The organism is Streptomyces sp. NPDC005863 (assembly GCF_042871345.1).
Lineage (GTDB): Bacteria > Actinomycetota > Actinomycetes > Streptomycetales > Streptomycetaceae > Streptomyces.
In genome coordinates, this window is the sequence record NZ_JBIAII010000004.1 from 441712 (window position 1) to 468452 (window position 26741).

Below are 26741 nucleotides of genomic sequence, written 5' to 3' on the forward strand. Positions count from 1 at the left end.
CGAAGGTCGTGGCGCGCCAAAGGCCTTAGTAGGCATGGGAATTCAGCCGTGCGCCAGGCTGGGCACGGCGTCGAGGAGGGTGCGGGTGTACGGGTGCTGCGGCGCGCCCAGTACGTCCTGGACGGGGCCGGTCTCCAGCAGATGGCCGTGGCGCATGACGGCGATGGAGTCACATACGTAGCGCACGACGGCGAGGTTGTGGGAGATGAACAGCATCGTCAACCCCAGCTCCGCGCGGAGATCACGGATGAGGTTGAGGACGGCGCCCTGGACGGAGACGTCGAGCGCCGAGGTGATCTCGTCGGCGATGAGCAGCTCAGGACCGGCCGCGAGTGCGCGGGCGATGGCGACGCGCTGACGCTGACCGCCGGAGAGCTCTCGGGGGTGGCGGCGTGCGTACGCGGCAGGCAGGGAGACGAGTTCGAGCAGCCTGGCCACCTCGGCGGCCCGTTGCCCGCGGGGGACACGCGCCCCCTCGGCGATGGCGTCACCGATGCGCATACGGGGGTTGAGCGAGGAGTAGGGGTCCTGGAACACCATCTGGACCCGCCCCCGCGCCACCCCGGACACCCGGCCGGCGTACGGCGTGAGCCCGGCGACCGCGCGGGCCAGCGTCGACTTGCCGGACCCCGACTCGCCGACGAGTCCGGTGACCGTTCCCGCCGGAACGTCCAGGCTGACGCCGTCCACGGCCGTGAACGAGCCGAACCGGACGGTGAGTTCACTGATCCGCATCATGCCTCCCAGCAGGCGACCTGGTGCCCGGCGCCGCGGGCGGTGAGCAGGGGCAGGGACGTACACCGCTCGCCGGCCGAGGAGCAGCGGTCGGCGAACGGACAGCCGTCGCCGACGTCGGCGGGTGACGGCTGGCGGCCGGGGATGGTGGCCAGCGGCAGGGTCCGGTCGGTGCCCATGTCGGGCAGCGAGCCGATCAGCGCCCGGGTGTACGGGTGGCGGGCACGGCGCAGGGCGTCGGCGGGCAGTTCCTCGACGACGCGGCCCGCGTACATCACCGCGACGCGGTCGCAGAGTTCGCTGACGACGGCGATGTCGTGGGAGATGAACAGCGCTCCCGCCCGGCTGTCGTCGACGACCTCGCGCAGTACCCGCAGCACCTCGCGCTGGACGGTCACATCGAGTGCGGTGGTCGGCTCGTCGGCGATGATCAGCCGCGGGGTGCCCATCAGGCCCATCGCGATGACGGCTCGCTGGCGCATGCCGCCGGACAGCTCGTGCGGGTACTGGCGGACCACCTGGGCGGGTTCCTTGATGTGGACCCGGCCGAGCCGTTCCACGGCCCGCGCACGGGCCTCGGCCGCGGTCGCCCCGTCGTGCAGCGTGGCCACCTCGGCGAGCTGTCCGCCGATGCGCAGGGCCGGGTTGAGGGCGGCCGTCGGGTCCTGGAAGACCATGGCGAGCGACGAGCCGAGCAGCGCGCGCCGCTCCGCAGGTGTACGGGAATCCAGGTCGACGCCGCACAGCGCGGTACGGGCACTGGCCGTGAGCCCGGGATACGGGACGATCTGCCCGATCGCGGCGGCCGTCATGCTCTTCCCGCTGCCCGACTCACCCACCAGACCGACGATTTCACCGGCGCGCACGGTCAGCGACACCCCGCGCACCGGTGTGACCCCGCCGGGAAAGGCGACGGTCAAGTCCCGTACCTCCAGGACCGCATCCGGATCCGGTGTGTCACGGGCGGGCGGCACGGCCGGGGGGGCCGGTCTGCCCACCGGCGCCGCGGCTCCGGCGGCGGCCTTGGCGAAGGTGTCGCCGAGCAGCATGAAGCCGAGTCCGGCCAGGGCGACGGCGAGCGCGGGCGCGACGACGACGGCCGGGGTGACGTAGACGTGCCCGAACGCCTCGTTGAGCAGCCGTCCCCAGTCGTACGAGGGCGCCTGCACGCCCATGCCGAGGAACGACATCGCGGAGAGGCCAAGCAGCGCACCGCCCATGGCCTGCGCGGTGTTGAGGATGAGCGGCTCGGCGATGTTCGGCAGGATGTGTCGGGTCAGGATGCGGCGGCGCGGGACCTGGAGCATGCGGGCGGCGGCGATGTAGTCGGCGCCGGCGACGGACGCCGTCAGGGTGTGGGTGAGGCGGGCGAACGTCGGGGCCAGGGCCACCCCGATGCCGAGGACCGCGCCGCGTGCGCCGAGGCCGGTGACGACCGCGGTGAACATCGCGAGGAGCAGCGCGGGGAAGGCGACGAGGAGATCGACGGCGGCGACGACCAGACGCCCGGCCCGGCGCGGCAGCAGCGAGGGCAGCGCCCCGAGGAGGACTCCGCCGCAGGTGCCGATCAGTGTGGCGAGGAACGCCAGGCCGAGGGTGAGGCGGGTGGCGACGAGCGTGCGCGCGAGCAGGTCACGGCCGAGCGCGTCGGTCCCCGACCAGTGGGCGCCGCCCGCTCCTTGGTTGATCCGGTCCGGGTGGATGGCGTCGGCCCGGCCACCGAACAGCGGCGGCCCGACGACGGCGAGGAGGAGCATCGCGACGACCAGGGCGGCGGCCGCCAGACCGACGGGATGTTTCACGAGACGGCGCATCAGCCCTCCTTGCGGGGTACGGGGGACGGGGCCTTATGGGGTACCGGGGCGGTCCGGGGCCGCGAGGGCGCCGAAGTCCGCGAACCCGGCCCGGACTTGGGGTCGAGCAGCCCGAGCACGAGGTCGACGACGAAGTTGACGACCAGGACGAGCGCGCCGTAGACGAGGATCATGGCCTGGGCGACCGGGTAGTCCTTCTGCGTGATCGCCTCGACGGTCCGCCGTCCGAGACCCGGCCAGGCGAACACGTTCTCCACCAGCACGCTCCCGGTGATCAGCCCGCCGAGCAGCAGACCGCCCATGGTCAGCGTGGCGGTCAGGGTGTTGGGCAGCAGATGCCGCCCGTAGAGCCGCAGCGGCGGCAGCCGCTTGGCGTGCGCCAGTCGCATGTAGTCGGTGTCGAGCTCCCGCAGGGTCTCCACCCGGGCGAGCCGGGCGATCATCGCGGCGGGCGCGAGGGAGAGCGCGGCGGCGGGCAGCAGGTACGACGTCGGGCCGGTCAGTCCGGCGGGCGGCAGCAGACCGAGGCCGAGCGAGAAGACCAGCAACAGGGCGAGCCCGTAGAGGTATTCGGGGATGGCGACGGCGGCGCCGGTCAGCGCGGTGAAGGCGGCCTCCGTGCCCGGCCGCCGCCCCCGGTGGGTGCGCACCGCGCCCCACATGCCGAGCGGGATCGCCACGATCAGGGCGACGAATGTGGCGAGCACGGCGAGGGAGAGGGTGTTGGGCAGGCCCTGGGCGATGATGTCGCCGACCGGCTGCGAGGAGAAGAACGAGGTCCCCAGGTCACCGTGGGCCAACTTCTCGACGTAATGGAGGAATTGGGCGGGCAGCGGATCATCGAGCCCGAGCGCCGCGCGCCGCTGGCTGACGAGCTCCTTGGGCGCCGTCGGGCCGAGCATCTGCCGCAGGGGATCGCCCGGAATCAGGTGGATCATCGCGAACGAGGCGATCACCAGTACGCCGAGACTCACGGCGAGCCGCACCAGATGCCGTGCGCCTGCCCAGACATGACGCGCCGTCATTTCTCGCCCCCCGTCATCCGGATCGACGTCGCGTCGAAGAGACCGGCGGTGATACGGAACGACGCGCCCTGCGACGCGGTGGCGAGCGTCTTGTCGACGACGGGCACGAGGTCCCCGGCGCGGATCAGAGCGCTCTCCGAACGGCCCCACAGGGCGCACCCCTTGGCGCCGGGCAGCTTGTCCGCCCGCTCGGTCAGCTCCTCGTACCGCCGATTCGTCAGGTGCGCGAAGTTGCCGCCGTCGGGAGTGAAGGGACCGGAGAGCGAGCCGGTCAGCTGGGTGGGGAGGGAGACGCCGAGCGGTGCCCAGTCCACGTCCCAGTCCTGGGTGACGGTCTCGACCTCCGTGTAGGCGGCATCGGACAGCGCCCGCAGGCGCACCTCGACGCCGACCTTGTGCCACGCCTGAGCCAGGTACTCGGCCGCGGCAGCCTGCGACTCGCCGCCTGACGTTCCGTAGATCATCCGGAGGGTGAGCTTCCTGCCGTCCTTGCGGCGGATCCCGTCCCCGGAGCGGCGCCATCCGGCGGCGTCCAGCGCGGCTTCTGCCGCCCGCACGTCGTGGCGGGGCAGCCGTCCGGAGACCGTGTCCTGCGGGCACGGGCGCGGCCGCATCACCAGGCCGGTGGGGCGGCGGCCGGTGCCGCCGGTCGCGATGGCGCCGAGATCGGTGAGGTCGACCGCCCGCAGGAGCGCCTTGCGCACCGCGGGATCGTGACCGGGACGGCCCTTGCCCTGGTGAAAGAAGAACTCATGGGTGCCGTTGGCCGCGACGTCCGTCGAGATGCCCGGCACGTCGGTCACCCTGGCCCGGTCGGGGCCGCCGAACTGCGCCCCGTTGAGCTGGTGGGACAGCAGCAGGTTCGCGGACGTGGGCTCGCTGCCGACGACCTGGAGGACGACCTCGGCCGGCGCGTGCGCGGCGGTGCCCTTGCCGCCCGGCCCCCACGCGTAACCCTTGCGCCGGGCGAAGGTGTAGCTCTGGTTCGGCCGCGCGGACGTCAGTTGGTACGGGCCGGAGCCGGAGGTGCCGCGCGCGAGCCGGGAGCGGTCCTTCAGGCCGGCGCCGCAGACGATGAACAGGTAGCGGGTGCTCTGCAGGATGAACGCGAACGGCTCGGGCGTCGACAGCGTGACGGCCCGGGCCGCGTCGTCGGCCTTCGCGGTCAGCCCCTGCGGCACGACCACGCCGAGCGCGGGCGACTTGGTCGCCGGGGCGGTCAGGTGGGCGACGTTGGCGGCGACCGTGCGGGGCGTCACGCGGCTGCCGTCGGCGCAGGTGGCGTCCGGTCGCAGCGTGAAGGTGACCGACGAGGGCCGGACGTCCCACTTCTCGGCGAGCCCGGAGACCACCCGCCCGTCGGAGTTGATGTTCACCAGGGTGTCGTAGGCCAGCGACAGCGCCGTGTAGGTGGTGGTGTTCTGCACCAGTGCGGGATCCAGCAGGCCGGGATCGCTCTTGACGGCGTAGCTGAAGGTGTCGCCGCCGGCCGATCCGGCCTGGCCGACACCGCAGCCGGCCGCCGACAGCGACACCGCGAGACAGGCGGCAACCGCTTTGGCTCTCTTCATGGGGGCTCCTCGGGGCGGAAGGTGGCCTCACCCTGACGATTCCTGGCCGGAATTGATTCAGACGGGGAGACAAAGAGGCGCCGAGGGGTTTGGTGCGGGGTCCGAAGCGGGTGGTGCGGGGCCCGAAGCGGGCAGTGCGGGGGGCGCGGCGGGTATGGCGGCGCGCATGCGGCGCACCCCTGGCGGACGGCGCCGGAAACGCCGCACGCCCCGGGGCGCCGTTGTGGCGGTCCGGGGCATGCGGTGGGCGACGGGATACGTCAGATGCCGCCCGCCCGCACGTGGTCGACCGCTGCGCGGGCCGCGAGGCCGATCGTGCGGTCGGCCAGGGGCTGGCGGGTCGCCGGGGACGACGTGCGGAGGAAGACGCCTACGGCGTACCGGCCGCCGTCGGGGTACTCCACGACGCCCGCCTCGTTGCGGACGGCGAAGTCCGTGCCGGTCTTGCCCGCCGTCCGTACGTCGTCGGGGAAGCCGGAGGCCAGGCGGTGCTGCCACACCTGTTGGCGCATGAGGCCGCGTACCTGTGCGCAGGCGTCGGCCGGTCCCGCCGTGTCGTGCCAGAGGGCGGCGAGCAGCGCGGTGACCTCGCGCGGGGTGGCGGCGGGGGAGCGGTCCGGGTCGTTCACGCCCAGGGCCATCAGGCGGTCCGGGGAGACGCCGGCCAGCTGGTCGTCGAGCGGGCGGCCCGGATCGAGTCCCAGTTCACGCCGGATGTCGTCGTCCAGGGCTCGGCAGGAGGACACCCCGAAGTCCTCGTGCCCGAGCCGGTCCAGGGTGGCGCGGACCCGGCCCTGTCCGACAACGTCGAGCAGGAGGTCGGTGGCGGCGTTGTCGCTGATCGTCATCATCAGGAACGCCAGATCGCGGGCGCTCATCCCGACATCGTGGCGGCAGCCGTCCGTGGCGCTGCCACCCGACCGGTACGCGGCCGTCACCGTGTGGCGCGACGCCGCGTCCAGCTCCCCGGCGGCGACCTGGCACGCGTACTCCAGCGCGATGGGGATCTTGAACACGGAGGCGAGGACGACGCGCCGGTCGGCGCCGTGGCCGAACTCGGCGCCCGAGTCGAGGTCGCGCACGTGGAGAGAGCCCACCACCCCTGCCCGGTCGAAGAGTTCGGTGAGCGTGGCGGTGATCCCGTGGCCGTCTCTCGGGTCGTCGGTCGTCAACTGGTGTTCCGTCAACTGGTGCTCTCCTTGGGTGAGATGGCGGTACGGGGAGCGCGGGCGGTTCGGGCCGCGCGCAGGTGGTCCACGGCGATGCGCGCGGCGCGGCCGATGGCGTCGCCCGCGGCCCTGTTGCGGCCGCCGAGGTCCGGGGTGCGCAGGAAGACGGCCACCGCGTAGCGGCCCCCGTCGGGGTACTCGACGACGGCGGCCTCGTTGAGGACACCCCACAGCGCGCCGTTCTTGGCCGCGACGCGTACGGAGTCGCCGTGATCGCCGAACCCGGCGACGAGCCGGTGCTGGGACAGCTGATGGGCCATCAGCTCGCGTACCTCCGCGCACGCTTCGGCGGAACCGGCCCGGTCCTGCCAGAGCGCCGCCAGCAGCGAGGTGATCTCACGCGGCGTACTGGCCCCGGAGCGGGCCGGGTCGAGCAGGGCGAGGTTCCTGATCCGCTGCTCGTCGACCGTGTCGAGCTGCGCGTCGATGTCGCCGTCCGCGTCGAGCCCGAGCTCCTCCCACACCGGGTCCCACAACTCGCGGTAGCGGCCCACCGGGATGCGCGGGCAGCCCAGTTCCGCGGCCACCGAGCGCACGTGGTCCGTGCCCAGGATCTCCATGAGCTTGTCGGTGGCCGCGTTGTCGCTCATGGACAGCATGAAGAACGCCAGGTCGCGGGTGCTCATCGTGACGTCGTGCAGACAGCTGTCGGTGCCGATGCCGCCGCCCTCACGATTCTCGGCAGTGATCGTGTGCCGTGCGGCGCGGTCCAGTTCGCCCGCGGCGGCCCGGCGGGCGTAGGCCACCGCGACGGGGATCTTCCGGATCGAGGCGACGATCACCGGCGCGTCAGGGCAAACTCCGACGCCCCGCCCCGTGTCGAGGTCCTGGGCGTGCAGGAAACCGGTCACGCCCGCCTCGTGGAAGACGGCGCGGAGGGCGTCGGGCACGACGCCGGCCGCCGACTCCTCGGCACGGGAGGCATCCGTATGGGAGACGTCGGCACGGTAGGCAGAGGTCATCGCAAGCTCTCCGTTCGTGACGCGGTCAGGCGACACGAGGCGTGGCCCGACCGCTGTGGTGCAGATACGAGGTGCCGTCCGCGCGGAGTTCGAAGACCACGGCGTTCCACATCGAGTCGCCCTCGTCCCGGCCGACGAAGGTCGTCGCGTCCACCGGAACCAGGTCCAGGGTCCGGGCGCGTGCCAGGCCCACGAGCATCCCGGTGGGCTCCGTGCGCATCCGCAGCCCGGCACCCTGGGCGCCGACGTGGATCCGGCTGCCGGCCCGCTCGTAGACGCCGGTGAACGACCCGGTGTCCACCGTGACCGGCCGGGCGGGCGGGGCGACCGGCTCCGGGACCGCCAACCCGTCCAGTTCGGCGAGGAGTTCACCGATCAGGCGGTGCTGGAACTCAGCGCTGCGCCCGCCGTTGGTCAGCAGCGCGACGACCGTGCCGGTCTCCGGCAGCACCCACAGCGCGGCGTGCTGGCCGATGGTGTCCCCCGTGTGGGAGGCCACCTCCCGGCCGTCCCAGGTGTCCAGGCACCAGCCGATGCCCCACTGCCGCCCGCCGTCATGGGGGTTGGGAAGGTCCACCTGCGGCCGCCGCATCGCGGCCGGGTCCGCGAGGAGTGCGCCGGGCGTCAGATGGGCGCGGCCGAAGGCGACCACGTCGCTGGCGGTCGCGCACACGAGACCGGCGGGCCCGACCGACCGGGGCAGCCCCCAGGCCGGTGCCACCTCCCCCTGTTCGACGTGCCCCATCGCCGCACCGAACCGCAGCACGTCCTCGGGCAGCGTCCAGGTGTGGGTCAGACCGAGCGGCTCACAGATCTGCTCGCGCAGCGCCCGGTCCCAGACCATGCCGGTGAGCTGCTCGACGACCCGTCCCGCGATCACGAAACCGGAGTTGCAGTACGAGTGGGAGTCCCCGACCGGAAACGTCTGCGCCAACTCCGCACACGCCGCGACATACCGCTCCAGACAGTCGTCGCCGCGCCCGGTGTCCAGGAACAGGTCCCCGTCGACGCCCGACGTATGGGTGAGCAGGTGGCGCAGGGTGATGCGCGAACTCGCCGCGCCGTCGGCGACCTTGAAGCCGGGCAGCACGTCGGCCACCGGGGTGTCCAGGGTGACCCGTCCCTGCTCGGCCAGGAGCATCAGCTGGGTGGCCGTCCACACCTTGGTGACCGACCCGATCTGGAACAGCGAATCGATGCGCGCCGGGGCGCCGGTCGCGGTGTTGAGCACCCCGGTCGCGCAGGCGTGGACCCGACCGTCGGAGAGGAACGCCAGGCTCGCGCCGGGCACGTCGGAGTCGGCGGCCAGCGCCGCGAGGCGCCTCCTCCAGTGGTCGATGTCGGCCTTCACGTAAGTCCTCCCCAGGGGTGCGGCGAGCGGAGCGCCAGCGTGGCACGGACCACCCGTCGCGTTCTTGGTCGGCGGCCACGAAGAAGACGGCCCGGGCTTGGCCACGGCGACGACTGCACCGGCCGTGACCGTCCCTAGGGTGATGCGTCCCCGAACGTGCGAGGAGCCGACCGTGACCCTGATCGACCGCGACGACTGCACCCTGGTGATCATCGATGTGCAGAGCGAGTTCTACCCACAGCACCGGCTGGACGTGGACCGCCCGCGCTTCGACGAGACGGTGCGGCGCGTCGCCTGGCTCACCGCGGTCGCCGACCGGCTCGACATCCCCGTCGTCGTCACCGAGGAAGCCCCCGAGGTCAGCGGCGCCACCGTCCCGCAGATCCGCGACGCGCTGCCGGCCGAGGCCGTGACGCTGCCGAAGAACGCCTTCTCGGTGTGGGACAACCCCGACATCGCCGCGGCCCTCGACGCCACCGGCCGCTCCACCACGGTCCTCGTCGGCATCGAGACGGACATCTGCGTCGCCCACTCGGCGATCCAGCTGCACCACGCGGGCAAGCGCGTCGCCGTCGTCGACGACGCGACCTACGCGCCGGGACCGGCCCACGAACGCGGACTGCGGCGCCTGGCCGGCCGGGGCATCGAGACCCTCTCCACCAAGGAGATCTTCTACGACTGGGTGCGCACCATCCAGAAGGCCGACACCTTCCACGACACCCACGCCGACCTGACCGTCCCGCCCGGCGTCCGCCTCTGACCGGGCGTACGACCGGGGCGCCGACGCGGACCGCTCACGCCGACGCCGCCCCGCCACCCTGGTCGTACAGCCCCATCAACCGCAGCTGCAGCATCGCGGCGAACCGTGCCGACGGATCCCGCAGATCGATCTCGCCCACCTCGGCGACCCGGCGGATCCGGTAGCGGAAGGTGTTGGGATGGACGAACACGCTCGCCGACGCGGAGATCACGTCGCCGAACGCGTCGAGCCACGCCCGCAGCGTCTCGACCAGATGCGCGTTGTGCCGCCGGTCGTAGGCCACCAGGCGGGCGATGGGGCCCGACAGTTCGTCACGGTTGGCGATCGCCAGGTCCCGCATCTCGATCAGCAGCGCGTCGATGTACACGTCGCCGATGGCGGCGACCCGCCGGGTGCCCCGGTCGGCGAACAGCACGCGCAGCGCCCGGTCCGCGTTGGTCCGCGAACGGGCGAGCGCCGCCGGTTCGGGCGCCACCGAGCCGATCCCGACGACCGCGCCCATCCGGTCCCCGGTGCGCTGCAGGAAGTTCGCCGCCACCTGCACGGCCCGCTCCCGCGCGGCCGCCGAGTCGTCCGGCACGGGGAACAGCGCGTACGCCACATCGCCCAGCAGCGCCACCGCCGACCGCGGCTGCACCGCCGTCAGATGCACGGCGAGCGCACTGGCCAGCCGCTGGCGCTCCGCGGTGAGATGGGCGTAGTCGCCGTCCGCCGCCGGTTCGAGTCCCAGGGCGAGTACGAGGACGGGCCCGTCGGCGAGCCCCAGGCGGCCCAGCGCCTCGACCGCCCCGGAGCCGCCCTCCAGCGCCGTCGTCACCAGGTCGGCGCGGAGCCGGTGCTCGGCGTCGGCGCCCGCGCGAAAGCGCAGCATGTGCAGGGCGACCAGTTTGGCCGCCTCCTGGAAGGCCTCCTCCCGCTCCGGGGTGAGCGGCCTGCGCAGCGTCGCCCACACCGAGCCGAGGATCTCGTCCCCCGCCCGCACGGCGATCGCCATGCGCGGCAGCGCGACCTCGTCGCCCACGGTCGGCGGTGGGATGTGCACGGGCTGCTCGCTGCGGTACAGCTCCTTGAAGACGCCGTGCTCCTCGTGGACGCGCAGATACCGCTCGGGCACCCGGCGGGCCAGGATGCTCGCCACCCGGGGCGCGTCCGCCTCGTCCTGGCGGCCGGAGAAGGCGAGGATGCGCGACCGGCGGTCCTCGATGGTGATCGGCGCGTCAAGCAGCGTCGCGATGGCGTTCGCCAGCGCGAAAAGGTCCCCGGACGGCACCCCGCCCAACGTCTGCCGGTCGGCCCCGCCCACGTCGTCCTCGGACAGCAACATCCGCAGCATGGCGGCCAGTTGGGCCCACGAGGCGCCGCGCGCGAGTGCCAGCACGGCGATGCCCGTCTCGGCGGCCACGGCTTCGAGCTCCGCGCCCTCCACGGGGCCGCGCACGACCAGAGCGGCCGCGCCCGCGCCGGACAGCCGGCGCATCAGCAGCGAGGTCTCCTCCGCTCCGTGCACCCCCACGCCGAGCACCACGGCGCGCTCCGGATGGAACTGCTCGTCGTGCGGATCGTGGATGCCGACGCCGCCGAGCTCCGTCGCGGACGCCGGGTCGCCGTGGACCAGATCGAGGAGGCCGGGGCCGAGGTCCTCGAGCACCCGGCTCAGACCGCGGGCGGGGTGCGTGGACATGTGCCTGATCATCTCCGCAGGTTAGGACCGGTGCGGACCCGTTCGTCCGTACGCACGTACGAGATTACGCACCGATTCCCGTCCCCGGAAACGAATGCCGCCGATACGGGCCGATGCGGTCACCACAGCCGTGTCAGGACACGGTCCGCGAGGGCCTCGGCCGAGTCGACCAGCGGCAGCACCCGCGCCGCCGCGCCGGCGACCAGCGGGATCTCCGTACAGGCGGCGACAACCACCTGCGCGCCCTGATCGCGGAGGGCCCGCGCCGCCGTGCCGATCCGGTGGACGGCGTCCTCGGTGGCCGCTCCCGCCTTGACCGCGCGGATCGCCGGGTCCACCTGCGAGCGCTGCACCGCGTCGGACACCTGCAGCACGCCGAGCCCGAGACGCGCGCCGGCCTGCTCGTACAGGCCCGCCGCCCGGGTGCCGCGCGTGGCGAGCACCCCCACCCGCTCCACGCCCGCCGAGCTGTCCGCCGCCCGCCGCAGCGCCGCCTCGATCATGTCGACGACCTCCACCCCCGTCACCCTGGTCAGCTGCTCGACGTAGGCGTGCGCGGTGTTGCAGGGGATCGCGATGCAGGTCGCCCCGGCCGCCCGCAGCCGGCGGGCGCCCTCCACCAGCGCCGGTACGGGCGAGGGCCCCTCGCCGAGCAGCGCCGCGCTCCGGTCCGGCACCGACGGGTCGGCCCAGACGACCACCGGCAGGTGCCCCTGATCGGAGTCGGCGGGGGTGCGCTCGACCAGCGTCCGGTAGAAGGCGGCCGTGGCGAGCGGACCCATGCCGCCGAGGATTCCCAGCATCGGACGCGTGCGTCGCACAGCCATGAGGCGTGGCCTTCCGTATCGAGGAGCGGGTGCGCCGATCCTTCGCCATCCGCGGCCGCGCGACATCGTCGCCGACTCCAAGAGCACCGGCCGCAGTTGGGACCGGGCGCCGGAACGGGCCCGTGGGGCGGGGACCGGGTGGAGCCCGATGGGCGCGTCGGGCCGAAGATGCGGATACGGTGCTGACGTGCTGATCGAGAAGGAGGGGCCCGTGCCTGGAACCGTGCTGCTCATCGCGGCCGCCCCGGTGGGCAGGGGGCGCCTGGTGGACGCGGCCTCCGTGCTCCCCGTCCTCGCGGCGGTGCCCCCGGAGACCCTGTCCGGAACGCCGACCGCGAGCATCGTGGAACTCGCGGACCCGCTGGACCCGCAGACGGTCCTGACCCGCCTCCGGGCGGCGGCCATGGCGCCGGGGCCCCTGACGATCTACCTCATCGGCCAGGTCCATCTCGACCGGCGCCAGCGGCAGTTGCACGTCGCGCTCGCCAGGACCACCACGGCGACCGTGCGCTACACCGGGTTCCCCTGGCACTGGATCACGCAGGAGCTGCGGCTGCGCCCGGCCGGCAGCACCACCATCCTCGCCGACCTGCACTCCGACGCGGAGAGCTGGCAAGCCCTCACCGCACATCCCCTCGACGCCGGACCCGGCGTCGTCCTGTACGGCCGCGTCGCCCCGCCCGCCCGGCGCCGGACGCCCGCGACCCCCTCGTACATGAAGGCCCTCGCGACGATCCTCCGCAGCGGCCACCGCCCGCTCCTGCCGCAGCTCCACCAGCACGCCGTGGCCCAGGGCCTCGACGAGGGCGCCCAGGACCTGCTGCCGGTCCACGACCCGAGCGCACCTCAGCTCGTCACGCCCGCGCCCTTGGCACCGGCGGCCCCGCCCGTGCCGCAGCGCCCGCTGCCGGCCGACAGCGGCATGGACCCGCACGCGGCGATCACCGCCGCCGTCGAGGCGGGCCGGCACGGCGAGGCGGCGTCCCTGGCGGCCTCCTGGGAGCAGAGCGCGCTGCGCATGCACGGGCCCGGCTCGAAGGACGCCATCCACTGGCTGGAGGTACGGGCGGACCTGGCGCGGTTCGCCGGCGACCCGGCGCGCAGCTGCGAGACCTGGCTCGCGGTGGCCTCGGCCCGCCTCACGGCCGGGCAGGCCCCCGACTCCCCGGAGGTGGAGGCCGCCGCGGACCGCGCCCACCACCTGTGGGACCGCATACGCGACCCCGAGGCCGTCCGCGCGCTCGGCCCCGCCCTGGTCTCCCTGCGCCGGCAGGTGCCCGGCCGGCAGCGCGGCACCCTGCTGCTCGCCCAGCGGCGACTGGAACAGTTCCACAGCCAGCACGTCGGCTGAGCCGCGCGGGGCGGGGCGCCGCTAGAGGGCCGTGCCGAAGGCCTGGGTCCACCACGGGCCGCCGGAGCCGTTGTGGATGCCGACGCCGATCTCCTTGAAGTCGCAGTTGAGGATGTTGGCGCGGTGGCCGGAGCTGTTCATCCACGAGTCCATCACCGACGCGGGGGTCTGCTGGCCGCGGGCGATGTTCTCGCCGTACGTGCTCCAGCGGTAGCCGGCCGCGGTGATGCGGTCCCCGGGGCCCTTGCCGTCCGGGTTGGTGTGGTCGAAGTAGTCGCGGGCCGCCATGTCGTTTGAGTGGTTGGTGGCGGCCGTGGCGAGCTTGGCGTTGGACCGGACCGGGCCGCAACCCGCCTTCGCACGCTCGGTGTTGACCAGCGCGACGACCTGCTCGGCGGGGCCGCCCGGCTTCGGGGGCGCGGGATCGGACGTGTCGGGCTTCGACGGCTTCGGCTTGGGTTTCGGTTTGTGCGGCGCGGCCGTCGAGCGGCTGGGGGAGGGCTTCGCCTTCTTCTTCGACTTGCTCGGCTTGGGCTTGGGCTTGGAGCTGGGCGACGCGGAGTGCTTGGGGGAGGCGCTCTTCGACGGCGTGGCCGCGGGAACGGTGTCGGAGGCGGGCGCCGCCGCCGTCGACGGGGCGCTGTCGTCCGTGTCGGGTCCGGTCAGCAGGTGCACCGCGGCGCCCCCGATGCCGAGCGCGACGACCGCGGCGGCCACGCTCGTCGTACGGCGCCTGCGTCTGGCGCGGTCGCGGCGGGCCTGCGTGCGCGCGGCGACCGGAGCGTCGGCGGCGTGACCGGACGCGGGGACGGCCGAGCCGACCTCGACGAGGTCCGGCGGCACCACCAGACCGGCGAGCCCGGCACCCACCGGGACCAGGCCCAGGCCGACCAGCAGCCCCTCGGCGGGAACCAGGTTGGACCAGTGGCCCTCGCAGGCCGCGCAGTCGCGGGCGTGGCGGGCCAGCCGCTTGCGCCACAGCGCCGAGGGCACCCCGTCCCAGCCGGCGGTGATCTGCCGGAGCACGCCGCAGGGCGGGTTGGCGGACAGCGCGCGGACGACGACGCGCGCCGTCTCCAGCTGCGCCTTCATGCGCTGCACCCGCACCGCCGCGTGCTGGGGCGACAGTTCGAGCGCCTCGGCGACCTCGGCGCGGGTCAGTTCACCGGCGGACTCCAGCCACCACAGCGACAGCAGGGCCCGGTCGTCCTCGTCCAGCCAGCGGGTGGCCTCGGCCGTCTCCCTGCGCTGCCCGGAGAGCCCGAGCCGGGTGATGGTGAGATCCACGAAGTCCGCGCCCGGGTCGACGACGTCGTACGCGTCCGCGAGGCCGCCACCGGTGGGTATCGCGCCCGACGTGCGCTCCCGCCAGTGGCCGCGTATCTGGTTCATGGTGATGGCGACCAGCCAGCTGCGGAAGTTCTCCGGATCGCGGAGCCCGTCCAGGCCGCCGAGGACGCGGAGCATGGTCTCCTGCACCACGTCGTCCACGTCCGCATGCCCGTTCAGGGCTCGTCCGACGATGTTGTAGACCAGCGGCAGATACTCCGCCACCAGCGCGTCCTGCGCCCGCTGGTTCCCGTCCTGCGCTGCTCTGATCATCGCGATGTGGCGTTCGCTGCTCACGCTGTGACCACTTTCTGTGTGGGGGGCCTTCTCCTCCGACACAGAGGAGACGCGCTGCGCCCACCTCGATAACAGAAATGTCCGGGGCAGGGTCTGCCGACCGTACCGAGTGCGGTCTCACCCTCGACGTGAGGGTGAGACTTCACACGTCGAGCGGACCGGGCGGGCGCGCGGGCCGGGCGTGGTCAGCGGTGCTGGAAGGTGACCTCCGGATGCTGCGGCGACGGCCCGTCGAGCAGCGGCTGCGGTGTCCCGCGCAGCTCCTGCTCGTAGAACGCCCCCACGTACGCCCGGGTGATCTGCTCGGAGCGCTCACCGGACAGCGGCACCTGGTGGTCGACCACCCCGGCCTGCCCGGCGAGCACGGGGATGTCGGTGAACGTGAAGTGGCCCGACCCCTCGACCGTGAGCCAGCGCTTCCAGCCGTCCAGACCCCGCCAGGTCCGGTCCCAGTTCTTGCCGTCCTCGACCCCCGGCGTGTGCTGCGCCGCGGTGCCCAGCATCAGGAAGGGCCGGCCACCGATCCCGTGGGGCGTGACGTGGAAACTGCCGTCCATGTTCAGGCCGGCCCGGACCCGGCGGTCGGAGGCCATGGTGGCGAGCGCGGCAGCCCCACCTATGGAGTGCCCGCCCGCACCGATCCGCTCGGGGTCGATCATGGCGGCGTGCCGCCAGGCGGCCTTGCGCCCGGTCAGCCGGTCGATCACGTACGAGAGGTCCTTGGCCCGCCCCTGGGTGACGACTTTGCCCATGCCGGGCTTCTCGGCGGGACCGCAGGCCCGGCAGGTCAGCACCCGCCCGCCGGGGAAGGCCGTGCCGACCGACTCGTACGCGTGGTCGACGGTGGCCACGACGAAGCCCCGGCTCGCCAGATCCTCGGCGAGGTGGGTCAGGGTGGAGCGGGGAGCGGTGAACCCGGGGGAGAGCACGATCAGTGGAAAGCGTCCCGGCGCCGGCCGTGCCCCGGTGCGCGCGTGGGTGCGGGTGGCGCTGTACGCGGCGGGGGAGACCTGCTGGTCGACCTTCCACCACTCCAGCAGCAACCGGGCCTCCTCCTTCGAGGTGTACGAGGTGGGGTGTCCGCCGCCGTGTCGCCCCGGGTAGTACACGGAGACCATCAGCTCGCGCGGGCTCGGCGAGGGGGCCCAGAGGTCGCGGCGGCTCTTGTCGACCAGGTGCAGGGTGTCGCGGCCCACGGCGAACGGGCCGGTGGGCCGGGGCAGGTGGAGCGGCGCGGTGGCCGCCTGGTGGGTCGTCCCGGTGCCGCCCGCGTCGGCGGCGAAGGCCGCTCCCGCGCCGGTGACGGGCAGGGCGAGGGCGAGGGCGAGGGCGAGAGTGGAGACCAGAGCGCTTCTGCGTACGGTGGTGCGGTTCATCGTCATGTCAAAGGACGCTATTTCGAGGGCAGTTGGTGCCGCGTCGCCCTGCGGTATCACGCGCCACCAGACTCTCGGGGTACGAGAAGGGCGCCCCGTCAGCTTCCGGTACGAGACGGCGTGGCCTCGGGCGGATACGCGCCCCGGGTGCGCCTGATGGTGACCCCGGCGTGTTCCTGATGGTGACCCCGGCGTGTTGTCGCCCCACAGAGTTGTCCGTGCCCCGGTGATGGGCGAGTGTGCTGTGTCATGGAATGTGACCGGCACCACACCGTGCTGCCCCTGACGCGACGTCAACTGATCGTCGCCGCAGGCGTGTCCGGGGCCGCCGTCGCCCTGGGCGCCGCCCCGGCGCCCGCCCGACCACGCACCACGGTCCCCCTCTCCTTCACCCGGGTCACCAACGGCTCGGCGACCCTCTCTCCCGGCGCCGACCGGCTGATCGTCGAGGCCCAGGCCACCCTGTGGTCCGTACCCCGCGGTCACGGCCACGGTCACGGCGAAGCGGTACCGCTGACGCCGCCGGGCCTCGAACCGAACCGGCCCGTGTACGCCCCGGACGGCACCTCGGTCGCGTTCTGCGCCTACCAGGACGGCGGCTTCCACATCTGGACGATGCACGCCGACGGCTCCCGGCTGCGACAGCGCACCGACGGCCCCTGGGACGACCGAGGGCCCGCCTGGTCACCCGACGGAACCCGCATCGCCTTCGCCTCCGAGCGCGGCGGCGACCCGGTGAAGGGCGGCTCCTACCGCATCCACGTCCTGGACCTCGCCAGTGGCGCACTCACCCGCCTCACCGGGCGCCCCGGCCAGGACGGACCCCTCCAGGACGGACCGTGGGAGGACTTCGACCCGACCTGGTCACCGGACGGCACCCGCATCCTGTTCGTCCGCGGAACCACCGTCACCACACCCCAGGGCACCTCACTCGACTCCCGCACCATCGCCGCCGTCCCCGCCCGGGGAACCGGCCCCGTCACCGTCGCGCACACCGAGACGGCCGCCGCGCAGGTCATGACGCCCGCCCTGAGCCCCGACGGCAAGCACCTCGCCCACCTGCGGACCACGCCCGCGCCGCACGCCTCCTGCACCCTCGTCGTCGACGGCCGCCCCGTCGACCTGCCCGGAGACCTGGCACCCGTGCCACCGCGCTGGACGACGGACGGGCGGCTGCTGCTCACCGTCGACGGCCGCTTCACCCTCGTACGACCGGGGAGCCAAAGCGCGCCCGAGGTCATCCCGTTCCGCGGCACCTTGCCGGTGGACCGCCCGCGCTACCGGGTCAAGGAGTACGACCTGGGTCTCGGCCGCGCCCGCCCGACCCGCGGCATCCACCTCCCGGCCCTCTCACCGGACGGACACCGCATCGCCTTCGCGGCCCTCAACTCGCTCTGGCTCGCCCACACCTCGGGCGGCCGACCGCCCCGGCGACTGCATCGGGCCGCCGCCACCGCCTATCTGCTCGGCCCGACCTGGGCGCCGGACGGAAAGTCCCTGGTGTACGCCGACGACCGCGACGGCCTGCTCGGCGTGTACCGGCACGACCTCGCCACCGGCACCGAGACCGCGCTGGCGACCGGCGGCCGCGTCCACCCCGTGCTCTCACCCGACGGCGAACGGCTCGCCTGCCTGGACCTGACCGGGCGCCTCCTGGTGCGCGAACTCGCCTCGGGCACCGAACGCGCGCTGGCGGACCCGCTCGGCGGGGGAGGGCTGCCCGGCAGACCCAGCTGGTCCCCGGACGGCCGGTACCTCGCCCTGTGCGACCGCAACCGTCTCAACTACCGCTTCCGCGAGGGCTACAACCTCATCCGGATCGTCGACACGCAGACCGGCGCCGACCACCTGCACGCGGTCGCCCCGCACACCTCGCTCTCCGACCGGTACGACTCGGGACCCATCTGGTCCCCGGACGGCCGGCTGCTCGCGGTGATCGTCGACTCCGCGCTGCACGTGCTGCCCGTGAAACCCGACGGCACGCCCCGCGGCGCCCCGCGGATGCTCTCCGCCGAACCCGCCGACCACCCGTCCTGGTCGGGCGACTCCAAGACGCTCCTCCACCTGTCGAACGGCCGGCTGCGCCTGATCGGCGCGGACGGCGGCGACCCGCGCACGGTGCGGGTGCCGCTGGACCACCGCAGGCCCACGCCCGCCGACCTCGTCCTGCACGCGGGCCGGCTGTGGGACGGCACCGGCGACGGGGACGACGTACGGGAGGACGTGGACGTCGTCGTCCGCAGCGGCCGGGTCGCGTCCGTACGACCCCACCGCCCGGCAGGCCGCGTCCCGGCGGCACGGCACGTCGACGCCTCCCGGCACACCGTCGTCCCCGGCCTCTGGGACACCCACACCCACCCCTGGCAGACGACGTACGGCGGACGCCAGACCGTCGGCCAGCTGACGTACGGGATCACCACCGCGGTCTCGCTCGGCGGCTTCGCGTACGAACAGGCCCGCATCCGCGAGGCGGTGGCCGCCGGGGAACTCGCGGGCCCGCGCCTGCTCACGACGGGCGAACTCCTGGACGGCTCCCGCGTCGCGTACAGCATGGGCCGCGCCCACCGGAACAGGGCCGCGCTCAGACGCTCCCTGGACCGCGGCGCGGCACTCGACTGGGACTTCGTGAAGACGTACGTACGGGCGCCGGGCTGGGTCATGGAGGAGGCGGCACGCTACGCCCACGAGCGGCTCGGCGTGCGCGCGGGAAGCCACCTGCTCTCACCCGGCATCCAGCTGGGCCAGGACCTGACGACCCATCTGCAGGCCACCCAGCGCGCGGAGTTCGGGCACGCCACGACGGCCACGGGCCGCGCCTGGGACGACGTCGTCGAGATCTACAGCGCCCACGGCGCGGCCTTCTCCCTGATCGCCACACCGTTCACCTCGGCGCCCCTGATCGGCGCGGACCCGGCGCTGGCCGACGACCCGCGCGTCACCGCCGTGATGCCGCCGTGGGACGCCGCCGCCGTGAAGGCGGGAGCGGCCGTGCCACCCAGCGCGGACCAACTGGCCACCCTGCGCAGGGAGACCGACATCTACCGTCGCATCCTCGCCGCCGGCGGCAAGGTGGCCCTCGGCACCGACCAGCCCCTCGTCCCGGTGGGCCTCTCGCTCCATCTGGGCCTGCGCGCCCTGCACTGCGGCGGGCTCTCCCCGGCGGCCGCGCTGCGCACCGCGACGGTCCTGCCGGCCAGGATCTTCGGCCTCGACCGGCACCTGGGCACCATCGAGGCCGGGAAGATCGCCGACGTGACGGTGGTGGACGGCGACCCGTTCACGGACTTCGACACGATGGTGCGCACGGTGTCGGTCCTGCGGGGCGGCACCCCGTACGCGACCGACGACTTGACGTCCGCGTACGAGCGGCGGTCGAAGAGCGGGGCCGGTACGGACGCGAAGGACGCGGCGCACTGGCTGGCGGCGGGACACCTGATGCGCAGGGACGGGTGCTGCACACCGACGCCCTGAACGACCGGACGCGTGCGGCAAGGGAACATCGCTCCCCGCCGGACCCGGTCCGGCGGGGGCGACGGCTCCAACCCCTACTCGAAGCGCGAGGTGTCGCCCGCTCCCCGGCGGACGATCTCCGCCTCACCGCCCGAGAAGTCGATGACGGTGGTGGGCTCGGTGCCGCAGTCACCGGAGTCGATGACGGAGTCCACGAGGTGGTCGAGGCGCTCCTTGATGTCCCAGCCCTGGGTCATCGGCTCCTCCTGCTCCGGCAGGAGGAGCGTGCTGGAGAGCAGCGGCTCACCGAGCTCGGTGAGGATCGCCTGGGTCACCGTGTGGTCGGGGATGCGCACACCGACGGTCCGCTTCTTCGGGTGCATCATCTGGCGCGGCACCTCTTTGGTGGCGGGCAGGATGAAGGTGTAACTGCCGGGCGTGGCCGCCTTGATGGCGCGGAACACATCGTTGTCGAGGTGCACGAACTGCCCCATCTGCGCGAAGCTCTCGCACATCAGGGTGAAGTGATGGCGGTCGTCGAGCTGCCGGATCGACCGGATGCGGTCCATGCCGTCGCGGCTGCCGAGCTGGCATCCCAGCGCGTAGCAGGAGTCCGTCGGATAGGCGACGAGCGAGCCGGACCGGATCCCGTCGACCACGCTGCCGATGCTGCGCCGCTGGGGGTTGTCGGGGTGCACGTCGAAGTACTTGGCCATTCGGCGAGTCTAAGTGACCGCATGTTGTCTGCCGGGGCTCCGGGTCACGCGTGTGGCGAACGGGGTGGGGTGGGGTCTCGGTCGACATCGCGGGTGACGGAAGCCCCGGCGGGGACCGGACTGACCGTGCACCGCGCCGGCCTCTTCGCGCGGGTCGGTGCCGGCGTCCGTCCGCACCACGTCACGTGGGCGGCACGGAGTAGCTGAGATCCTTGGCGGAGAGCGATGAAGGCACCAAGCGCAGCCACACCGTGCCCCGTTTGCCCGGATCATCGTGCAGATAGTTCACGAAACGCGCGTCCCACCGAGTTTCGTCCATCCCCAGGTAGCGGGCGAGCTTCCGGCGCCCCCTCGGCACATCGAAGGGCACAAGCTCGGCCCGACCCCGAGCGATCACCTGCCGGACGCGTCCCGACGCGAGATCGCACTCGTCCACCACGAGAGCGACCTTCGGGTCGTTCTTCACACGGTCGAACAACCGGGTCCACGGGCCCGTCAGGGTCCAGAAGGCGCCGTCCTCCCAGAGGAACCAGACCGGACGCACCGTCGGCCCGCTCGTCGCGACGCGAGCGATGAGCGGCTGCTGCAAGAAGGCGTCCACATCAAAACCAGGAGAGTCCACGACTCCCATCCTCCGGCGTCGCCGATCACTGCACCACCGACCTAAGGCCTACGACCAAAGCCCCGGTCGGGCCGACGTATCGGTGGGTGAGAGTAAGGGGAGTAGTCGGGGAGCTGCCAGTCACCGCCCCGGTCCTCCTTCGCGAAGCACGCGGCGAGATCCGGAACGTGGAGGGCGCACGCCAGAGCCGTGGCGGTCTGGAAGACGCTGATCGCGTGCCGGCTCATGGGCAGGCCCACGCGCAGCAGGCGGGGATTCACCTGGGCCTGGATCGCGTCGACGAACGGCCGCAGTACGCGGTCGTAGTTCGCCAGGGCGGTGGGCAGGTCTTCGGCATGCTGGTTGATCTCGCCGGCCAGGACGTACGCGCCGACCAGCCCACCGGAGATCCCCATGCCGCTGTACGGGGACGCGCAGTGCGCGGCGTCGCCGGCCAGGGCCACCCGGCCCTTGGACCAGGTGTCGGTGCGCACCTGGGCGATCTCCTGCGAGTAGAAGAACGGACTCGTCTCCATGCCCGCGATGAACCGTTCGCTCTGCCAGCCCGCGTCGCGGAAGCGCCCGGCCCAGAACTCCCGCAGGCGTTCGACGGGCGCCCGGTGGATCGCGGCCGCCTCCGCCGACTCCTCGCGCAGCACGAAGTACACCTGGGTCTCGGTCGGATTGTGGCTGCGCCGCATGATCTGGCGACCGCCCGGGACCATGTAGGTGTCGCGGATGTCGCTGTCGGAGGCGATGCGCGGGACGAACCAGTAGGCCATGTGGATCCCGACGCGCCAGTACGGATCGACGCCCTCCGGGAGAAGAGTCCGGCGGATGCGTGATCCCTGCCCGTCCGCGCCGACCAGCAGGTCGAACGCACCGGATGAGCCGTCGGAGAAACGGGCGGTGACCTGGTGCTCGTCCTGGTCGAAGCCGTCGACGCTCTTGCCGAAGACGTACTCGGCGTCGTCCTTGGTCGCGTCGTGGAGGATGCGGACCAGGTCGCCGCGCATGATCTCGTACTCCGACGTGAGGGTCTGGCGGCCCTTGCCGGAGGTGTTGGCCATGATCGTCACCTTCGGCCTCCCGCAGGAATCGACGAACGCGACGCCCGCCTCATCCACGAGGTGACCGCGAACGGTGTCCAGCAGTCCCATCCGGTCGACCGCCTCGATGCCCTGCCCGCGCAGGTCGACCTGTGCCCCCGAGACCCGCAGCGCCGGGAAGCGTTCGACGACCGTCACCTGGTGGCCGCCACGGGTGAGCCAGAAGGCCAGCGCCTGCCCGGCGACGCCGCCGCCGGCGACGAGCACCCGCAGCGAACGCTTCGTGATCTTGCTCGACATGCGCACCACCCCGAAAATCTATCGGTGATTGATTCCTTTCCAGAGTCTTCTATCACCGATAGAATGTCAACGTGACCAAGATGAACCGCGCGACCGTCGTCACCGAAGCGCTGAATCTGCTCGATGAGGTCGGTCTGGAGAACGTCAGTACGAGGCGGCTGGCGCAGCGGCTCGGCGTCGAGCAGCCCTCGCTCTACTACCACTTCCGCACCAAGAAGGATCTCCTCGCGGCCATGGCGCAGGCGGCCATGGCTCCCCACGCCGACGCGCCCCTTCCCGCGCCGGAAGACGACTGGCGCGAGTGGTTCCTGGAGAACACGCGCAGCTTCCGGCGCACCCTGCTCCTGCGCCGCGACGGCGCTCGCCTCCATGCCGGCAGCGCCCCGACCGGCGACCTCGACCGGATCCGCCGCAAGATGACCTTCCTCGTCACCTCCGGCGTGCCCGAACGCGAGGCGCAGATGGCCATGTTGGCCGCCGGTCGCTACACGGTCGGGAGCGTCCTGGAGGAACAGGCCGACACGGGTGCCGGCGACGCCATGGAGGGGCTGGCAGACGTGCCGGAGCTCGACCACGAAACGGCGTTCGAGGCGGGTCTTGCCCTCATTCTGGAGGGTCTGGTGCAGCGCACCGAAGCGGCTGCTTCCCGGGCCTCATAGCCAGGTCGTCGCGGGCCAGATGATCACGGCTGCGGCAAGGACGAGCGGGACATTGATGCCGAACCGACGGTCGGTCCTCAGGTGGACGGTGATCGCGCCGATCTGCAGGACCATGAGGCCGACGGCGGCGCCCAGGGCAAGGACGGGTGCGATGCCGGTCAGTGGGGGCAGGATCAGCCCCAGGGCGCCGAGGACTTCGGCCGCGCCGATACCGCGGACGGCGGACATCGGAAGGTGGTCCACCCATGCCATCATCGGCCGCAGCTGCTCGCGGGTCCGGAGGATCTTCAGCGCGCCTGCGTAGAGGTAGAAGAGGGCGAGCGGGCCCGCGAGGATCCAGTAGGTGATGTGCACGGTTCCTGCCGTCGTCGGTTCGTCAGCCATGCCCCGATTCCACCGCCCGGTCACCGCTGCCGTCCAAGACCCGTTCCGTGGTGTCGATACCGGGTGGGTATCAGCGCAGCACGGGGTGGGGAGTTACGTCATGCCGGCTCATCAACGGCACGACGGCGCTTGCGGCGCAGCCAGACGGCTCCGGCAGCGACCGTCGCGGCCACGCCCGACGGAACCCCGATCGCGAGGCCTGGGCCGAAGCCCAGCCCCTCCTGTTCCTCCTGTGGCGGTGCGGCAACCTTCAGCTGTTGCCGGAGCACGATCGGCGGGTAGTCGCACAGATAGTCCCGGTCCGCCTCGGCCATGCAGTTCGCGTCCTTGTGGCGGAGGGTGAACTTCACCTCGTACGTGCCGGGTTCGGCCCTCTCCTTGATCCGCGCGGCGCCCACCCAGGCCTGTCCCGTATCGCCCAAGGTCGTGTCGTCGGTCAGTGCGCGGCTGGAGACTTCCACCTCGGTGGGGTGCGGATTGCCGGGGCGCTCCTTCACTGTGATGTCCACGAGCTGGCCCGGCAGCGCCGGGCCGCCGACGGACACGTATCCCGCGCCGGGAAAGGGCAGCGCGTCGCCGTGGGCCGAGCCGGCCGCCCCAAGCAGCAGCCCTGGCACGGCAATTACCGCATATACGCCACGTACGGATCGATGTGTGAAGTTGCCCATATATCCCCCGAGTCCGCAATAGATTTACGATCATGACTCATATTGGCGCGGTCACGCCACACGGAGTGACCCGCCTCTCATCTTCATATGGGGGAAACGACCATGAGATTGCGCAGAGCGCTGGGCGCCGCGGCGGGGGCCGCGGCACTGGTTCTGCTGCCGGGCCTTCCGGCGTACGCAGATCCCGGCGATCCGACGCCGAGGGGGGACGCCACCGCACCGGCGGTGGCGGGGGACAGGGAAGCGCCCGTTGTTCCGCCGACCCCAGTCCCGGCCCATGGGGACGAGGACGCGCGCGGGTTCACGCCGGCCGACGCGGACGATTACTGGACGCCGGAGCGGATGAGGTCCGCGAAGCCCGTCCCGGAGCAGGAGGCCAAGGGGTTCTCCGCTCCGACGAGGATGCCCCGCTCCACCAGCCGGCCCTTCGAAGGCCTGCCGATCGTCGGCACCTTCTTCTGGAACGACGGCACCAACACCGGCCGGTTCTGCGGCGGCACGGTCGTCAAGAGCCCCGGCAAGAACATCGTGATGAGCGCCGGCCACTGCTTCGACGACCAGGACGCGCGCAAGAACCTCACCTTCGTCCCGCAGTACGACGACGGGAAGAAGCCGCACGGCGCCTTCACCGTCAAGCCCGGCCGGATCTATGTCGACAAGCGGTACCTGTCCAAGGGCCCTGACGCCGGGGCTGACCTCGACTTCAACTTCCTGCAGCTCGAACCGCGCGGCGGAAAGAACGTCGAGGACGTCGTCGGCGGCGCCGAGCTGAAGATCAACGCCGGCTACGACCACTCGCCGGTCCGCCTGATCGGTTACCCGGCCAACCAGAAGCGTCCGCTGGACTGCACGGACAAGACCGTCCGCTACAACAGCACCGACCCGAAGATCCCCGGCAGCTTCCTGCGCATCGCGTGCGACAAGTACTCGGGCGGAGCGTCGGGCGGCCCGTTCCTCATCAAGCAGGGGAGCGGCTGGGGCATCATCGGTGTCATCGGCGGCTGGAAGACCGGCGGCGACAAGGACGACATCTCCTACAGCTCGTACCTCGACGGCGACGCCAAGGCGCTGTACGACGACGCGGTCAACAACCGACAGCCGGCCGGCCGCGGTGTCCTGGGCACGGCCGACACCTGGCAGCACGCCGAGGCCATGACCGGCGGCTACTTCACCGACGGCAACCCCGGTACGTGGGACTACTCCGACCTGATCGTGCGCTGGTCCGACGGCGAAGTCACCCTGTACCGAGGCGCCGGCGGGGACGCCGACAACTTCGACAAGGAAATCCGTCTCACCGGCCCCAACGGCACCTGGAAGCACGCCGCCACCATGGCGTCCGGAGACTTCACCGGTGCCGACCGCGACGACCTCATCGTCCGCTGGTCCGACGGCGAGCTGACGCTCTACCCGGACGTGGACGAGCAGGGCTTCCACGGCGAGGTCCAGCTCCAGAAGCCCAACGACCTGTGGAAGAACGCCACGTCCCTCACCGGTGGCCGCTACACCAGCGACAACAAGTGGACCGACGACCTCCTGGTCCGCTGGAGCGACGGCGAAGTCACCCTCTACACCAACGTCAACCGTGACGGCTTCCACGGCGAGAAGAAGCTCGCCGCGCCCAACAGCACCTGGGGGCACGCCTCGACGCTCACCTCGGGCGACTTCACCGGAAACGACCAGCATGACCTGATGGTGCGGTGGACGGATGGTGAGCTGACCCTCTACAAGGACATCGATCAGAACGGTTTCCACGGAGAGGTCCAGCTCAAGAAGCCCAACAAGCTCTGGACGCACGCCACGGTTTTGGCCGCCGGCGACTACAGCGAGAACCGGCACCCGGACGACTTCCTGGTGCGGTGGTCCGACGGTGAGGTCTCCATGTACCCGGACGCCGACGAGACCGGCCTGAACCGGGAGATAACCCTGGTCTACCCGTCCGCCTGACCGAGCCCTCCCAACGGCTCGCCGGCTCATCCCGGCGGGCGAGCACCACCGGCATCTGCTGAGGAAGGCCCCGTCGACACCACCGTCAGGTGTGTCGCCGGGGCCTTCGCGGTGACGGGAGGGGGAGATGTCAGATGTCAGGTGTCTCCAGGGGGCCCGGTTCGAGCGCACTTCGCGGGCCGCGCCCTGTCGGCTATGCGGCGGGGGTGAGCTCGGCGCGGCCGAACAGCAGGGCGTAGCCGGAGGGGAGCCGACGCAGGATGCGGGTCAGGAGCTCGGGTCCGGCGTAGGCCGCGACGGCCCAGAGGACGGATCCCGTGTCCCAGCGGGTGGTGGCCAGAGGGGCGCCCGTGCGAGCGGCGAGGTCCTTGACGAAGGCCCAGCCGCCGCTCAACGGCTGGGTGGCCGGGACCTGTTCGGTGAGGATGCGTGCCGCTTCGCGGGGCAGGCGGGCGGCCAGGTCGACCCGTTCCTCACCGGTCAGCTGACGTCCCAGTCCCGCGAGGACCAGGCGGACCGCTTCCTCGGCGCGCTCCCGGGTGGGGTAGGCGCCTTGGTAACGGACCTTGTCCAGCATCTGCTCGTACGCCGTCGTGTGCTGGGGGTGGGGCTTGGGCTGGGACTGGCGCCGGGACTGGAGCTGGGGCCGGGACTGGAACGCT

General features: G+C 72.3%; 22 protein-coding genes. 5 read left to right on the forward strand and 17 right to left on the reverse strand.

All coding sequences use genetic code 11. From position 1 onward, the window contains the following. Positions 1–42: 42 nt before the first annotated feature. The 7 genes from ACFYO9_RS18325 to ACFYO9_RS18355 form a co-directional block, all read right to left on the reverse strand. Positions 43–738 (reverse strand): ATP-binding cassette domain-containing protein, encoded by a 696-nt coding sequence (locus tag ACFYO9_RS18325; RefSeq protein WP_358777044.1) that lies wholly within the window; start codon positions 736–738, stop codon positions 43–45. Beyond that, entirely contained in the window at positions 735–2549 is a 1815-nt protein-coding gene (locus ACFYO9_RS18330; protein WP_358777043.1) for a dipeptide/oligopeptide/nickel ABC transporter permease/ATP-binding protein, read from the reverse strand. Before ACFYO9_RS18330 ends, ACFYO9_RS18325 begins: the two co-directional genes overlap by 4 nt. Continuing rightward, a complete protein-coding gene (locus ACFYO9_RS18335) occupies positions 2549–3574 on the reverse strand; it encodes an ABC transporter permease (RefSeq protein WP_358777042.1) in 1026 nt (341 codons plus the stop codon). Before ACFYO9_RS18335 ends, ACFYO9_RS18330 begins: the two co-directional genes overlap by 1 nt. Beyond that, positions 3571–5145, reverse strand: a complete 1575-nt coding sequence (locus tag ACFYO9_RS18340) for an ABC transporter substrate-binding protein (protein ID WP_358777041.1) — start codon at positions 5143–5145, stop codon at positions 3571–3573. The genes ACFYO9_RS18335 and ACFYO9_RS18340 overlap by 4 nt, the downstream gene beginning before the upstream one ends. A gap of 260 nt (positions 5146–5405) precedes the next feature. Then, positions 5406–6332: a serine hydrolase gene (locus tag ACFYO9_RS18345; RefSeq protein ID WP_358777040.1), complete on the reverse strand. Its 927-nt coding sequence runs from the start codon at positions 6330–6332 to the stop codon at positions 5406–5408. Then, a complete protein-coding gene (locus ACFYO9_RS18350; RefSeq protein ID WP_358777039.1) occupies positions 6329–7336 on the reverse strand; it encodes a serine hydrolase in 1008 nt (335 codons plus the stop codon). The genes ACFYO9_RS18345 and ACFYO9_RS18350 overlap by 4 nt, the downstream gene beginning before the upstream one ends. 25 nt (positions 7337–7361) lie before the next feature. Then, positions 7362–8687 carry a serine hydrolase domain-containing protein gene (locus ACFYO9_RS18355; protein ID WP_358777038.1) on the reverse strand — a complete coding sequence of 442 codons (1326 nt, stop codon included), beginning with the start codon at positions 8685–8687 and terminating at the stop codon, positions 7362–7364. Positions 8688–8859: 172 nt separating this feature from the next. On the opposite strand from ACFYO9_RS18355, the gene ACFYO9_RS18360 reads away from it, so the two are divergent. Continuing rightward, on the forward strand, positions 8860–9447 hold the full coding sequence (locus tag ACFYO9_RS18360; RefSeq protein WP_358777037.1) for an isochorismatase family protein: 588 nt from the start codon (positions 8860–8862) through the stop codon (positions 9445–9447). A gap of 34 nt (positions 9448–9481) precedes the next feature. On the opposite strand, the gene ACFYO9_RS18365 is transcribed toward ACFYO9_RS18360, so the two are convergent. Next, positions 9482–11140: a helix-turn-helix domain-containing protein gene (locus tag ACFYO9_RS18365; protein ID WP_358777036.1), complete on the reverse strand. Its 1659-nt coding sequence runs from the start codon at positions 11138–11140 to the stop codon at positions 9482–9484. Between the two features lie 107 nt (positions 11141–11247). Further along, positions 11248–11955 carry an amino acid racemase gene (locus tag ACFYO9_RS18370; protein ID WP_355807093.1) on the reverse strand — a complete coding sequence of 236 codons (708 nt, stop codon included), beginning with the start codon at positions 11953–11955 and terminating at the stop codon, positions 11248–11250. A gap of 211 nt (positions 11956–12166) precedes the next feature. Here ACFYO9_RS18370 and ACFYO9_RS18375 point away from each other — a divergent pair, with 211 nt between their 5' ends. Continuing rightward, a complete protein-coding gene (locus ACFYO9_RS18375; RefSeq protein ID WP_358777035.1) occupies positions 12167–13306 on the forward strand; it encodes a hypothetical protein in 1140 nt (379 codons plus the stop codon). A 21-nt stretch (positions 13307–13327) separates the two neighbouring features. Here ACFYO9_RS18375 and ACFYO9_RS18380 read toward each other — a convergent pair whose 3' ends face one another. Together ACFYO9_RS18380 and ACFYO9_RS18385 are read right to left on the reverse strand one after the other, a co-directional pair. Then, positions 13328–14932 carry a sigma-70 family RNA polymerase sigma factor gene (locus ACFYO9_RS18380; RefSeq protein ID WP_388666407.1) on the reverse strand — a complete coding sequence of 535 codons (1605 nt, stop codon included), beginning with the start codon at positions 14930–14932 and terminating at the stop codon, positions 13328–13330. Between the two features lie 185 nt (positions 14933–15117). Then, positions 15118–16314, reverse strand: a complete 1197-nt coding sequence (locus tag ACFYO9_RS18385) for an alpha/beta hydrolase (protein ID WP_358777034.1) — start codon at positions 16312–16314, stop codon at positions 15118–15120. Positions 16315–16557: 243 nt separating this feature from the next. Between ACFYO9_RS18385 and ACFYO9_RS18390 the strand changes: the two genes are divergently transcribed. Next, a complete protein-coding gene (locus ACFYO9_RS18390) occupies positions 16558–19779 on the forward strand; it encodes an amidohydrolase family protein (RefSeq protein WP_358777033.1) in 3222 nt (1073 codons plus the stop codon). 74 nt (positions 19780–19853) lie between these two features. Here the strand turns inward: ACFYO9_RS18390 and ACFYO9_RS18395 are convergent, their stop codons facing one another. The 3 genes from ACFYO9_RS18395 to ACFYO9_RS18405 form a co-directional block, all read right to left on the reverse strand. Continuing rightward, positions 19854–20474, reverse strand: a complete 621-nt coding sequence (locus ACFYO9_RS18395) for an L-threonylcarbamoyladenylate synthase (protein ID WP_358777032.1) — start codon at positions 20472–20474, stop codon at positions 19854–19856. Positions 20475–20655: 181 nt separating this feature from the next. After that, positions 20656–21096: a pyridoxamine 5'-phosphate oxidase family protein gene (locus ACFYO9_RS18400; protein ID WP_358777031.1), complete on the reverse strand. Its 441-nt coding sequence runs from the start codon at positions 21094–21096 to the stop codon at positions 20656–20658. A 41-nt stretch (positions 21097–21137) separates the two neighbouring features. After that, positions 21138–22424, reverse strand: coding sequence for an FAD-dependent monooxygenase (locus tag ACFYO9_RS18405; protein ID WP_358777030.1), 1287 nt, complete (start codon positions 22422–22424; stop codon positions 21138–21140). 80 nt (positions 22425–22504) lie between these two features. Between ACFYO9_RS18405 and ACFYO9_RS18410 the strand changes: the two genes are divergently transcribed. Further along, the gene (locus ACFYO9_RS18410) at positions 22505–23083 is read left to right on the forward strand and encodes a TetR/AcrR family transcriptional regulator C-terminal domain-containing protein (protein WP_358777071.1); all 579 of its coding nucleotides are present in this window, start codon (positions 22505–22507) and stop codon (positions 23081–23083) included. On the opposite strand, the gene ACFYO9_RS18415 is transcribed toward ACFYO9_RS18410, so the two are convergent. Continuing rightward, the gene (locus tag ACFYO9_RS18415) at positions 23078–23437 is read right to left on the reverse strand and encodes a DoxX family protein (RefSeq protein WP_358777070.1); all 360 of its coding nucleotides are present in this window, start codon (positions 23435–23437) and stop codon (positions 23078–23080) included. The two genes, ACFYO9_RS18410 and ACFYO9_RS18415, sit on opposite strands and share 6 nt — an antisense overlap. 128 nt (positions 23438–23565) lie before the next feature. Continuing rightward, entirely contained in the window at positions 23566–24084 is a 519-nt protein-coding gene (locus ACFYO9_RS18420; protein WP_358777029.1) for a hypothetical protein, read from the reverse strand. Positions 24085–24237: 153 nt separating this feature from the next. Between ACFYO9_RS18420 and ACFYO9_RS18425 the strand changes: the two genes are divergently transcribed. Next, positions 24238–26079 (forward strand): trypsin-like peptidase domain-containing protein, encoded by a 1842-nt coding sequence (locus ACFYO9_RS18425; RefSeq protein WP_358777028.1) that lies wholly within the window; start codon positions 24238–24240, stop codon positions 26077–26079. Positions 26080–26272: 193 nt separating this feature from the next. Here ACFYO9_RS18425 and ACFYO9_RS18430 read toward each other — a convergent pair whose 3' ends face one another. Further along, a complete protein-coding gene (locus ACFYO9_RS18430) occupies positions 26273–26656 on the reverse strand; it encodes a DUF2267 domain-containing protein (protein WP_355807244.1) in 384 nt (127 codons plus the stop codon). Between the last annotated feature and the right edge of the window lie 85 nt (positions 26657–26741).